General features: G+C 67.3%; 14 protein-coding genes and 1 tRNA gene. 13 read left to right on the top strand and 2 right to left on the bottom strand.

Annotated features, from left to right (window positions below; translation table 11 throughout):
* Positions 1–461: 461 nt before the first annotated feature.
* Positions 462–806, top strand: coding sequence for a YMGG-like glycine zipper-containing protein (locus RMO01_RS07155; RefSeq protein WP_309628353.1), 345 nt, complete (start codon positions 462–464; stop codon positions 804–806).
* 14 nt (positions 807–820) lie between these two features.
* Entirely contained in the window at positions 821–2,455 is a 1,635-nt protein-coding gene (locus tag RMO01_RS07150; RefSeq protein ID WP_309628352.1) for a carboxylesterase family protein, read from the top strand.
* Between the two features lie 51 nt (positions 2,456–2,506).
* On the opposite strand, the gene RMO01_RS07145 is transcribed toward RMO01_RS07150, so the two are convergent.
* Positions 2,507–3,619, bottom strand: a complete 1,113-nt coding sequence (locus RMO01_RS07145) for a L,D-transpeptidase (RefSeq protein WP_309628351.1) — start codon at positions 3,617–3,619, stop codon at positions 2,507–2,509.
* A 141-nt stretch (positions 3,620–3,760) separates the two neighbouring features.
* Between RMO01_RS07145 and RMO01_RS07140 the strand changes: the two genes are divergently transcribed.
* The 7 genes from RMO01_RS07140 (at position 3,761) to rplA (ending at position 7,937) form a co-directional block, all read left to right on the top strand.
* Complete coding sequence (locus RMO01_RS07140; RefSeq protein WP_309628350.1) at positions 3,761–3,883, top strand: hypothetical protein; 123 nt, start codon at positions 3,761–3,763, stop codon at positions 3,881–3,883.
* Between the two features lie 99 nt (positions 3,884–3,982).
* A complete protein-coding gene (locus RMO01_RS07135) occupies positions 3,983–5,317 on the top strand; it encodes a hemolysin family protein (RefSeq protein ID WP_309628349.1) in 1,335 nt (444 codons plus the stop codon).
* 228 nt (positions 5,318–5,545) lie between these two features.
* Positions 5,546–5,621 (top strand) — tRNA-Trp (locus RMO01_RS07130).
* 79 nt (positions 5,622–5,700) lie between these two features.
* Complete coding sequence (gene secE, locus RMO01_RS07125; protein ID WP_309628348.1) at positions 5,701–6,018, top strand: preprotein translocase subunit SecE; 318 nt, start codon at positions 5,701–5,703, stop codon at positions 6,016–6,018.
* A 19-nt stretch (positions 6,019–6,037) separates the two neighbouring features.
* Positions 6,038–6,619 carry a transcription termination/antitermination protein NusG gene (nusG, locus tag RMO01_RS07120; protein ID WP_309628347.1) on the top strand — a complete coding sequence of 194 codons (582 nt, stop codon included), beginning with the start codon at positions 6,038–6,040 and terminating at the stop codon, positions 6,617–6,619.
* Between the two features lie 194 nt (positions 6,620–6,813).
* Positions 6,814–7,245 carry a 50S ribosomal protein L11 gene (gene rplK, locus RMO01_RS07115; RefSeq protein WP_298163331.1) on the top strand — a complete coding sequence of 144 codons (432 nt, stop codon included), beginning with the start codon at positions 6,814–6,816 and terminating at the stop codon, positions 7,243–7,245.
* 2 nt (positions 7,246–7,247) lie between these two features.
* The gene (rplA, locus tag RMO01_RS07110; protein WP_309628346.1) at positions 7,248–7,937 is read left to right on the top strand and encodes a 50S ribosomal protein L1; all 690 of its coding nucleotides are present in this window, start codon (positions 7,248–7,250) and stop codon (positions 7,935–7,937) included.
* A 167-nt stretch (positions 7,938–8,104) separates the two neighbouring features.
* Here the strand turns inward: rplA and RMO01_RS07105 are convergent, their stop codons facing one another.
* Positions 8,105–8,713, bottom strand: a complete 609-nt coding sequence (locus RMO01_RS07105; protein ID WP_309628345.1) for an NAD(P)-dependent oxidoreductase — start codon at positions 8,711–8,713, stop codon at positions 8,105–8,107.
* Between the two features lie 52 nt (positions 8,714–8,765).
* On the opposite strand from RMO01_RS07105, the gene RMO01_RS07100 reads away from it, so the two are divergent.
* The 4 genes from RMO01_RS07100 to rplL form a co-directional block, all read left to right on the top strand.
* On the top strand, positions 8,766–9,197 hold the full coding sequence (locus tag RMO01_RS07100) for a helix-turn-helix domain-containing protein (RefSeq protein WP_309628344.1): 432 nt from the start codon (positions 8,766–8,768) through the stop codon (positions 9,195–9,197).
* A 100-nt stretch (positions 9,198–9,297) separates the two neighbouring features.
* Entirely contained in the window at positions 9,298–9,804 is a 507-nt protein-coding gene (locus RMO01_RS07095) for a DUF2059 domain-containing protein (protein WP_309628343.1), read from the top strand.
* Between the two features lie 310 nt (positions 9,805–10,114).
* Complete coding sequence (rplJ, locus tag RMO01_RS07090) at positions 10,115–10,630, top strand: 50S ribosomal protein L10 (RefSeq protein WP_309628342.1); 516 nt, start codon at positions 10,115–10,117, stop codon at positions 10,628–10,630.
* Between the two features lie 63 nt (positions 10,631–10,693).
* On the top strand, positions 10,694–11,050 hold a 357-nt coding region (gene rplL / locus RMO01_RS07085), incomplete at its 3' end, for a 50S ribosomal protein L7/L12 (protein ID WP_309628341.1).

Here is an 11,050-nt window from a genome sequence, read left to right as displayed (position 1 = left end):
GCGGCCGCACCGTCGGCGCCGGCGTCGTCGCCAAGATCGTCGAGTAGTTCGACGCGCTGCGTCGCGCGCTTGCGCGGCGCATGGGATCGCATGCGATCCCCGCGACGAACGCCCGAAGCGCAAGCGAAGGGCTGACGGTCTCCGGATCGATCTGAAGAGGCCCGCCGGAGCAATCCGGCGGGCCTTTTTCTTTCTTTCGTCATCCTCCGGCGAAGCGAAGCGGAGACCGGGGGACCCAGCGGCGCCGAAGGCGATCTGTTCACGCAGGATCTCGGCCGCACGTGTCCGCGACTGGTTCGCGCTCTCGCGCGCCTCCCCCGGTCCGATCGCCGATCGACCGGAGGATGACGAGGGGTCCTCCGGTCTGCGGCGCTGCGCGCCTTGCCGGAGGATGACGAAGGAAGGCGGAACACCCCGTCACACCCTGCGTTGGCCAACGAGTGTTTCCAAAGGAACCCTCGATGAAAACGATCTGGACCCTGGCGGCCGTGTCCGCCGCAGCGATGCTGACCGGCGCCTGCGCCACGACCGATAACTACGCCTCCGCCTGCGAGCGGGACTATCAGGAGAACAGGCGATACGCGACCGCCAGCGGCGCGGCGCTGGGCGCCCTGGCCGGAGCGGCGATCGCGGGCGAACGCGACCGGGAGCGGGGCGCGGCGATCGGGGCGCTGGCCGGCGGGTTGCTGGGCAACCAGTTGTCGGAGCGGGACGATCCCTGCGGCTACGGCTTCGGCGGCTATAATCGCGACGGCCGTTATGGCTATGATCGCGTGCCGCGCCGTGGGGACTACGGCTACTACTGAGGCCTGCCGACGGAATGACGAAATCCGGGTTCTGGTCGCCGGCGATCGCCGCGATGGCGCTCGCCCTGGGCGGCTGTGTGACCACTCACCCGGGCGAGGTCGATCAGGTGCGGTTCGCGCCTGATCGATCCTTCGTGCAGGCCCGGACCGAGGCGGGCGTCGTGCGGGGCGTCGAGGGCGCGGGCGTGCGGGCCTTCCTCGGCGTGCCCTACGCCCGGGCGCCGGTCGGCGATCTGCGCTGGCGCGGGCCGCGACCGGCCGAACCGTGGGACGGCGTCCGGGATGCGACGCGCCTGGGGTCGGACTGCACGCAGGCGCTGGGGCGCAAGGCTGTTCTCGGCGGGGGCGGCGGGCTGGTGGTCGGGTCCGAGGACTGTCTGTTCGTGAATGTGTACGGACCCGCCGGCGAGCCCGGGCGCGCGCGCCCGGTGATGGCGTACCTGCACGGCGGGGCCTTCACGATCGGATCGGGAGCCAACTACGACCCCTCGCGGCTTGCGGGCGAGCAGGATCGAGTCGTGGTGACGGTGAACTTCCGGCTCGGGGCCCTGGGCTGGCTGGCGCATCCCGGGTTCGATGCCGAAGGCGAGGGCGGCGCCCGGAACCTTGGGGGCAACTGGGGTCTGATGGACCAGCAGGCGGCTCTGCGCTGGGTGCAGGCGAACATCGCGGCCTTCGGCGGCGATCCGGGGGATGTGACCCTGTTCGCGGAGAGCTCGGGGGCTTGGAGCGCCTGCTATCTGATGGCGTCGCCGGGGTCGGAGGGGCTGTTCCACCGTGTGATCCTGCAGAGCGGGCCATGCCTGGAGCCCCAGTCGCTGAATGCAGCCAAGGATCAGGTCCAGGCAGGCCCCCCGTTCGCCGACGACCTGGGCTGCACGCAGCAGGGGCAGGTTGGTTGCCTGAGGAGCCTGCCCGCCTGGCGGATCGCGCGGGCGCCGTCGCTGCGATCCGGGATCAACGGGCCGGGCTCGTGGGGACCGGTGCATACGGACGCCACCGTGCCGGTCAGCCCGCCCGAGGCCTTCGCCAGCGGCCGCTTTACGCGGGTCCCGGTGATCGTGGGGAGCAACACTGACGAGGGGCGGCTGTTCGCTGTCGAGGTCAAGGACATGGATCGCTACGAAAAGCAGACTGTCTGGATGTATGGCGCCGACGGGGAGCGGGCGCTGGCGCGGTATCCGGTCGGCGAGGAAGGCCCGGCGATCGCTATCGCGCAGAGTTTCACGGACAGCCGGTTCTCATGTCCGGCCGATGCGCTGAGGCGGCTGCTGGCGCGGTATGTGCCGGTACATGGGTACGAGTTCGCCGATGCCGAGGCCCCGTTCCTGTTGCCCGAGGGGATCACGGGCCTCGACATGGGCGCCTATCACGCCAGCGAACTGGCCTATGTGTTCGGCACGAGCTGGCTGTTCGCGGACACCGGGAGGTGGACCCCCGAGCAAAGGGCGCTGTCGGACCGGATGATGCGGCTGTGGGCCGCGTTCGGACACGACCCGGACTTCGACACCCACTGGCCGCGCGTCCGCGAGGGCGGCGGACCCGTCCTGGTGTTCGATCCCGAGGGCGACCGGGTCGATCCGACCTTCCACGACCGCCATCAATGCGCCTTCTGGGGCGGCACGGCGCTGGGGGCGGTCGAGCCTTGATGCCTGCCCTGATCCGGGCGGAAAACCGCTGCGCACTTTTCCTGATCAGGGCTAGCTGAAGATCACTTCGACGCCCGGCTTGACTGCAGCCGCGAGTTGTTCGGCGCTCCAGTTGGTCAGGCGAACGCAGCCGTTTGATGCGGTCTTGGCGATCTTCGATGGATCCGGCGTGCCGTGGATGCCGTAGGTGTCGCGCGACAGATCGATCCAGACCGAGCCCACCGGATTGTTGGGGCCCGCCGCCACCACGAATTTGCGGTCCGCCGTGCCGTAGGTCAGGCGCTCTGGGTCGTAGGTGTAGTTCGGCTCATTGGCGACCCCGACGACGGTGACGCGGCCGGTCGGCGCGGGTCGGGCGCTTGAGCCGATCGTGGCGGGATAGAAGGCGAGCAGGTTTCCCGCCGCGTCGAAAGCTCGCACCGAGCTCTCGCTCTTGTCGACCAGAATGCGGGTGACCTCGGCGGGCAGGGGCTGGTCGGTGAGGGCCGGGACGACGATCGACTGGCCCGCGCGGGCGAAATCGATGCCGGGGTTGAGCGCGGTCAGCAGCGTCTCTGTGACGTGAAACTTCTCGGCCAAGGCTTCGAGCGCGCTGGTGTAGCTGAGAGCGTCCAGTTCCGACTGGGCCTCCAGATCGGTAGGCACGGCGGCGATGAAGGGACCGGCGACGTCGACGGGCGTGATGACGTATTCGGCCATCACCGGCGCAGCGGACTGGGTCAGGCTGGCGAACACCGCAGCGGTCAACTCTCCGCCGGAGGCTATGTCATTGGCCTCGGCGTAGGCGGCGACGGCCTGGCGGGTGTTCTCGCCGCCCAGTCCGTCGATGGCTCCCGGCGAAAAGCGGGCGCGGTCGAGCAGAATCTGGGCGCGGATAATCTCCGGACGCGGCGGGGTGGTCGTCGCGGCTTGCGGACCTCCGACGCCCGGGGCTGTGGCGCTCGGGGCCGACGGGGCCGACGGGGCCGGCGTGGCGACGGCGTCAGCCTTCCAGACCGCGGCCTCGATCGACGCCGGCGCCAGGGCTCCGGTCGCGCCGGCCGCGCGCGCGGCCGAAACGGTCGGCGGCGTGGTCGGGGCCTCCTGTGTTTCCCGATCGGGCTGGCCGCAGGCCGCGAGGGACACGGAGGCGAGGAGGGCGGCGGCGAACGGGGGGCGGATCATGAACTCAACTCTCGGGCGACGGGTCTTAGCCAACCCGCACGTCCGTTTACCGTTCCGTACAACCGGCTGGGGCGGGGACTTGCGTGCAACCCCGAAGCGGGGCCTACGTTCAGTTGGGACGTTAGGGATTTGGTAACCATCATGCGGCGCGCGCTTCGGATCGGCCTGTTCATCGGCACCCTGATCGGGGTCTCCGCATGCGCCTCGATCGATAACGGCCAGAGCGGCGCCTACGGATCGGTCGAGGCGGGCCGGACGCGCTGACCGTTTCGCTCAAGGAAATCGTGGCGAAACCGGCCGCATTCCGCTAGGACCGAACAGCGGACGCCGACTGTCGCGCCGCGCTGGTCTACTCCCCCCTAGATGTTACTCATCGCCATCGTCGTCGTTCTGCTCCTCGTGGTGCTCAACGGCCTGTTCGCCATGACCGAGCTGGCGGTCGTCTCATCCCGCCGATCCAAGCTGCAGAGCCGGGCCGAGCGGGGAGACCGCGGCGCCCGGGTGGCGCTGAAGCTGTCCGAAGATCCGACCCATTTCCTGTCGGCGGTCCAGGTCGGCATCACCCTGATCGGCATTCTCGCGGGCGCCTACGGTCAGGCGACGATCGCGGGCGAGCTGGACAAGATCCTGACCGCCGCCTTCCCGGCGCTGGACGCCTATACGCAGATCTTCTCCACCGCCCTGGTCGTCATCTGCATCACCTATGTGTCGCTGATCGTCGGCGAACTGGTGCCCAAGCGGCTGGCGCTGATCTTCCCGGAGACGATCGCGTCCAAGACGGCGGGGCCGATCTCGACGGTCGCGATCGTGCTGCATCCGTTCGTCTCGCTGCTGACCGCCTCGACCTCCGGCATCCTCAAGATCATGGGCGTCAAGGATCGCGACGGGTCCGACGTCACCCAGGAAGAGGTCGAGACGATGATCGCCGAGGGCACGTCGGCCGGTCTGATCGAGCCCGAAGAACAGACGATGATCGAGGAGATCCTGACCCTCGGCGACCGTCCGATCCGCGTGGCGATGACGCCGCGTCACGACGTATTCTGGATCGCCCTGGACGACACCGAAAAGGAGCTGCGCGAGGAAATCCGCAAATGCCCCTATTCGCGGATCGTGGTCGCGCGCGAGAACGACGTCGATAATCCGCTGGGCGTCGTTCACAAGAAGGACCTGCTCGACAGCCTGCTGACCAACGGCACCTTCGACATCGAGGCCCTCGTCCAGACCCCGGCCTTCATCCCGCAGTCGACCTCGGTGCTCAAGGCGCTGGAGATCCTGAAGTCGTCGAAGGTCCACATGGCCTTCCTGGTCGATGAGTACGGCGCCTTCGAGGGCGTGGTGACGGCGACTGACCTGCTGGAAATGATCGCGGGCGACTTCGACGAAGGTCACGACGATCAGGAGGCCTGGATCCGCCAGCGCGAGGACGGGTCCTGGCTGGTCGACGGCCAGACCGATCTCGAGGAGCTGTCGGACGTGCTGGGCGAGGACTTCGGCGACCAGGAAGGCTTCCACACCGTGGCCGGTCTGGTCCTGCACCAGCTGTCGCGCGTGCCGGACGAAGGCGAGATCCTGCAGCTGGGCCGGTTCGAGGTCGAGGTCATCGACATGGACGACCGCCGCATCGACAAGCTGTTGTTCAAACAGGTGGTGAACAAGGAAGACGAGGCCGAGGCGGTCGCCGCTCACCTGGATCACTGAATCCATCCTTCCCATCGGGGGAGGGGACCGCGTCTTCGCGGTGGAGGGGGGCTCACCCCATACACCCCGTTTGCGGTTGCCCCCCTCCGTCACGGCGCAAGCGCGCCGCGCCACCTCCCCCGATGGGGGAGGATTAGCCTTGAAATGCCCAGCCGCGTCAGGCATAGCCCCCGGTCTGGCGAGCAGACGCGCCGTTGGGTTCTCCCACGGCGCTCTTCTGTATTGTCTAGGAGCTTAGCTCAGCTGGTAGAGCACCGGTCTCCAAAACCGGGGGTCGTGGGTTCGAATCCCCCAGCTCCTGCCACTTCCCCCTGTTCCCGCAGACTGGGCATCCCCATCTGCGGGAACAGGATCAAGCGTTTACGAAGAGACCCCTAGAGCCCATGGCCAAGTCCAAGTTCCCCGGCGGACGCCGCACCGGCAATCCGGCCGCCGGCGCAAAGCCGCAGATGGCCGGCGCTTCGGCCTCCGCATCGACGGTCGCCGTCGACGCGCCCGCGGCCAAGCCGCGCACCTCGCCGGCCCAGTTCTTCAGCCAGGTCCGGGCTGAGTCTCGCAAGATCGTGTGGCCGAGCCGCAAGGAGACCTGGATCACCTCGGTGATGGTCTTCATCATGGTCATGCTGGCGGCGGTGTTCTTCTGGATCGTCGACACCGGGCTGGGCTTCCTGTCCCGCTTCGTCCTCGCCATCGGCCAATAAGAAAGAAGGAGACGCGCCCATGACGGATGCAGCGCCCGAAACCAAAGTGGCCGCCAACCCGCGCCACAAGTGGTACATCGTTCACGCCTATTCGAACTTCGAGAAGAAGGTCGCCCAGCACATCCGCGACCAGGCCAGGCAGCGCGATCTTGAGGACTGCTTCTCCGAGATCCTGGTGCCGACCGAGGACGTCGTCGAGATCCGCCGGGGCCGCAAGGTCAACTCGGAACGCAAGTTCTTCCCGGGCTATGTGCTGGTGAAGATGGAACTGACCGACGACGCCTATCACCTGGTCAAGGACACGCCGAAGGTCACGGGCTTCCTGGGCGCCGCCGGCGGCACCAAGCCGCTGCCGGTCTCCGAACGTGAGGTTCAGGCCATCATCGGTCAGGTGGAAGAGGGCGTCGAACGTCCCAAGCCCACGATCCGCTTCGACATCGGCGAGACCGTCAAGGTCATCGACGGCCCGTTCGCCAGCTTCGATGGCCAGGTGGAGAGCGTCGACGAGGATGCCGCCCGTTTGCGCGTCGCCGTGTCGATCTTCGGCCGCCCGACCCCGGTGGATCTGGAGTACAGCCAGGTCGAGAAGAGCGCGGCTTAAGCCTCTCTCGCAGGTCACGATTTGCAGCGGCGGTCCCTCGGGGCCGCCGTTTGCTTTTGCGGGGGCGCTCCGCTATACGCGCGCCTTCGCTTCGCCCGGCCGCCGGACGATGCGGTAAATCCGTGGGAGGCAGCCATGCCCGACCACGGCTCACCGGCCCCGATTAGCTTCGAGGTCATTCACAGGAGAGACCAATGGCCAAGAAGATTCTGGGCTATATCAAGCTGCAGGTGCCGGCCGGTTCGGCCACGCCTTCCCCCCCGATCGGGCCCGCACTGGGTCAACGCGGCGTGAACATCATGGGCTTCGTCAAGGAGTTCAACGCGCGCACCGAGAAGGAAGTGAAGGGCACCCCCCTGCCGACCGTGATCACGGTCTATCAGGACAAGTCGTTCACCTTCGTCACCAAGACCCCGCCGGCCACCCACTACATCAAGCAGGCCGTGGGCATCACCTCGGGATCCAAGCTGACGGGCCGCGAGACGGTCGGTTCGATCACCCGCACCCAGCTGCGTGAGATCGCCGAGAAGAAGATGAAGGACCTGAACGCCAACGATCTGGATGCCGCCGCGCGCATCATCGAAGGTTCCGCCAAGGCCATCGGCCTCAACATCGTGGAGCGCTGAACATGAGCAAGCCATCCAAGCGCATCCAGGCGCGCACCGTCGACCGTGAGGCCCTGGTGCCGTTCGCCGACGCCATCAAGACCGTCAAGGAACACGCCACCGCCAAGTTCGACGAGTCGATCGAGATCGCCGTCAACCTGGGCGTCGATCCTCGTCACGCCGACCAGCAGGTCCGTGGCGTCGTCAACCTGCCGTCGGGCACGGGGCGCGACGTTCGCGTGGCCGTGTTCGCCAAGGACGCGAAGGCTGACGAAGCCCGTGCGGCCGGCGCCGAGCACGTCGGCGCCGAGGATCTGTACGAGAAGATCAACGGCGGCTTCATGGACTTCGACCGTGTCATCGCGTCTCCGGACATGATGGCCCTGGTCGGTCGTCTGGGTAAGGTGCTGGGCCCGCGCGGCATGATGCCGAACCCCAAGGTCGGCACCGTGACCCCGAACATCGGCCAGGCCGTCAAGGACGCCAAGGGCGGCGCCGTCGAGTTCCGCGTCGAGAAGGCTGGTATCGCCCACGGCGGCATCGGCAAGGCCTCCTTCACCCAGGAAGCCCTCGAAGCCAACGTGAAGGCCTATGTGGACGCGCTGAACCGCGCCAAGCCGACCGGCGCCAAGGGCACCTACGTCAAGCGCATCACCCTGTCCTCGACGATGGGTCCGGGCGTGAAGATCGATCCGGCCTCGCTGACGGCCTGATCGGCTTCTGACCAACAAGACCGCGGCCCCGGAGAGCGATCTCCGGGGCCGTTTTCATTCGGCATTGCAGTCTTTGCGGTGCGCGAGGCCGAAACGAGGACTGCAAAAATCCGGCGACGTGAACGGCAGTCACCGCGAACCCCGCACGCCGAAGCCGCCAATCCCGCTCAGTAGGCGGCGGTGAACCGGGCCCGGCTGTGTTTCGGCTGTTCCAGCTCGTCGACCATGGCGATGGCGTAGTCGGAGAAGCCGATGCGGCTCTCGCCCTTGTCGTCGACGATCAGCTGATCCGTCCCGGTCCGGAACGTGCCGAGGCGGGGCGTTTCCTCGATCACGGCGGCGGGGGAGAAGAAGGTCCAGTCGATTTCGGTCTCGGCGCGCAGGTCGTCGAGGAAGGCGATGCCGCCCTGGGCGAAGACCTTCCATTCCTCGGGGAACTCCGGCGTGTCGATCAGGCGGACGCCCGGCGCGACCTCCAGGCTGGCGGCGCCGCCCGTGACGAGCAGACGCGGCACGCCGGCCGTCTTCAGCGCCGATAGCAGGACGGAGGCGGGTACGTCGAAGTGGAGGGCGCTGATCACGGCGTCCGACCCCTTGATGAGGGTCGCGAGCGCAGCGGCGTCCGAGGCGTCGCCCTGGACGGCGGTGATGGTCGGGCCGGTCGGAATGGCCGCGGGCTTGCGGGCGATGGCGGTGACAGCGTGGCCGCGTGAGGCGAGCTCCCGGGTGATCTCTGATCCGGCGCGGCCGCTGGCGCCGAGGACGGTGACGTTCATGGAGGGTCTCCTGTTGGTATCCAATAGATACCAGGTGTGCTATCCATACCAGATGCACAAGAACGCACCTCAGGCTCAGCAGGTCACCCCGGAGATACCGCCCCGGGAATTGCGCCTGCCCGACGTGTTCGCGGCTGACTGTCCGACGCGCCAGATGCTGGACCGGATCGGCGACAAATGGACGGTGCTGGTGGTGCAGGTGCTGGCCCAGGCGCCGATGCGGTTCAACGGCCTGAAGCGGCGGATCGGCGGGGTGTCGCAGAAGATGCTGGCGCAGACCCTGAGACATCTGGAGCGCGACGGGCTTGTATCCCGCCATGTGTTCGCGACGACGCCCGTGACGGTGGAGTACGCCCTGACGCCGCTGGGCCGGACCCTGGTCGGGGCGCTGACGCCGCTGATCGCCTGGTCCGAGGGCCGGATCGGCGAGGTGACGGCGGCGCGGGCGGCGTTCGATGCGCGGGAGCCGGCGGGATGGAGCTGAGAGGCGCTTTTCGCGTCACCTGTGGCTGCAACCGACTGTTGCACCGCGACGCGCGAGGGCATGGTGGCGGCCCTCATTGTCGCGTTGCTGGAGTAACCCCGTGCGCACCATCCTGATCGCCCTGATGGCCGCCGCCTTGTGCGCCCTCGCTCCGCAAGCCCGGGCACAGGATGGCGACGCCGCCGTTCGCGCCGCCCTGGCCGAGCGGCTGATCGCGGCCATGGTCCGGGACGGGATCGACAAGGTGGTGGGGGGCATCGTCGAGCAGATGCTGGCCGAGAGCGCCGGCATTACCGAGGAACAGGCGACATGGACGCGCGCGAACGTGCCCGAGATCATGGGGCGGCATCTCGAGGTCATGATCGACGAGAGCGAGGCGCTGTATGCCGAACGGTTTACCGAACCGGAGCTGCGCGCCCTCGTCGAGTTCTACGAGACGCCCATGGGCCGATCCATCGCCCTGAAGCAGAATGAAGTGGGCGCGCAGCAGGGGCAGGGCATGGCGACCTTCATTCAGGCCTTCGCCGCAGACTATCTGGCCAAATATTGCGCGGCCTTCACCTGTCCCGGGGGGACCCCGGACGCGGCGGGCGTGGCCAAGAACTGACCCGGTTGCTTTCCGCGCCCGTTCCTGTATAGAGCGCGCCTTCCCGTCAGAGCTTCGGCCCTGACGGTCCTGTCCGAGAACTTCGGGGTCTGGGGGTCACCCAGGTCATAAATGCTGGAGAGCCCTCCAGCGCCGTGGGGAGATAGTGACGCAGACGACGAACGGTCGGCCCGGTTTCCGGGACGGAACCCCGTCAGAGCATCCTTTCGGACATCGCTACCGGCCTGAACGCAATGCGGCGACGCATTGGGCTTTGGCCACTCGCCGTCGGGAATAAGCCCGGCGTCGAACCTCAAGACTGGAGACCGCAATGGACCGCGCACAAAAGGCCGAGTCGATCGAAACGCTGAAGGGCGTTTTCACCGACGCCGGCGCCGTGGTCGTGACCCACAACCTGGGTCTGACCGTTGCGGAAATGGAAGACCTGCGGGGCCGTCTGCGCACCGCCGGCGGAGCGTTCAAGGTGGTCAAGAACCGCCTGGCGCTGAAGGCTCTCGACGCCGCTGAAGGTTCTGAACACCACGCCCTGTTCAAGGGTCCGGTGGGCATCGCCTTCGCGCCCGACGCCGTGACCGCCGCCAAGGTCACCGCCGAATACGCCAAGGGCAACGACAAGTTCGTCGTTCTGGGCGGCTTCATGGGTGACAAGGTTCTGGACGCGAAGGGCGTGGAGACTCTCTCCAAACTGCCGTCGCTGGATCAGATCCGCGCTTCGTTCCTGGGACTGCTCAACACGCCCGCGACCCGTATCGCCGGCGTCGTTCAGGCCCCGGCCGCCCAACTGGCCCGCGTGTTCAACGCGTACGCCACCAAGGACGCCGCGTAAGCGAACCCGCTTCCATCTCTGCAAACCTCTACTGAACCCCATCCTCCGAAGGAAAATCTGATCATGGCCGACCTGTCCAAAATCGTCGAAGACCTGTCCTCGCTGACCGTCCTCGAAGCCGCCGAACTGTCCAAGCTGCTGGAAGAAAAGTGGGGCGTCAGCGCCGCTGCTCCGGTCGCCATGGCCGCCGCTGCCGGTGGCGGCGCCGCCGCTCCGGCTGAAGCCGCCGAAGAGCAAACCGAGTTCACCGTCGTCCTGCTGGACGGTGGCGACAAGAAGATCAACGTCATCAAGGAAGTCCGTGGCGTGCGTTCGGACCTGGGTCTGAAGGAAGCCAAGGACCTGGTCGAAGGCGCTCCGCAGAACGTCGTCGAGAACGTCTCCAAGCAGAACGCCGACGAAGTCGCCAAGAAGCTGACG

This window comes from Brevundimonas sp., assembly GCF_031412435.1.
Taxonomy (GTDB): domain Bacteria; phylum Pseudomonadota; class Alphaproteobacteria; order Caulobacterales; family Caulobacteraceae; genus Brevundimonas.
Note: the sequence above shows the minus strand (reverse complement) of the source record. Positions and strands in the feature narration are given on the sequence as shown.

Coding starts and splice junctions, on each gene's coding strand:
- RMO01_RS07155 (WP_309628353.1), top strand. CDS start 462: ATGAAAACGATCTGGACCCTGGCGGCCGTGTCCGCCGCAGCGATGCTG.
- RMO01_RS07150 (WP_309628352.1), top strand. CDS start 821: ATGACGAAATCCGGGTTCTGGTCGCCGGCGATCGCCGCGATGGCGCTC.
- RMO01_RS07145 (WP_309628351.1), bottom strand. CDS start 3,619: ATGATCCGCCCCCCGTTCGCCGCCGCCCTCCTCGCCTCCGTGTCCCTC.
- RMO01_RS07140 (WP_309628350.1), top strand. CDS start 3,761: ATGCGGCGCGCGCTTCGGATCGGCCTGTTCATCGGCACCCTGATCGGG.
- RMO01_RS07135 (WP_309628349.1), top strand. CDS start 3,983: ATGTTACTCATCGCCATCGTCGTCGTTCTGCTCCTCGTGGTGCTCAAC.
- secE (WP_309628348.1), top strand. CDS start 5,701: ATGGCCAAGTCCAAGTTCCCCGGCGGACGCCGCACCGGCAATCCGGCC.
- nusG (WP_309628347.1), top strand. CDS start 6,038: ATGACGGATGCAGCGCCCGAAACCAAAGTGGCCGCCAACCCGCGCCAC.
- rplK (WP_298163331.1), top strand. CDS start 6,814: ATGGCCAAGAAGATTCTGGGCTATATCAAGCTGCAGGTGCCGGCCGGT.
- rplA (WP_309628346.1), top strand. CDS start 7,248: ATGAGCAAGCCATCCAAGCGCATCCAGGCGCGCACCGTCGACCGTGAG.
- RMO01_RS07105 (WP_309628345.1), bottom strand. CDS start 8,713: ATGAACGTCACCGTCCTCGGCGCCAGCGGCCGCGCCGGATCAGAGATC.
- RMO01_RS07100 (WP_309628344.1), top strand. CDS start 8,766: ATGCACAAGAACGCACCTCAGGCTCAGCAGGTCACCCCGGAGATACCG.
- rplJ (WP_309628342.1), top strand. CDS start 10,115: ATGGACCGCGCACAAAAGGCCGAGTCGATCGAAACGCTGAAGGGCGTT.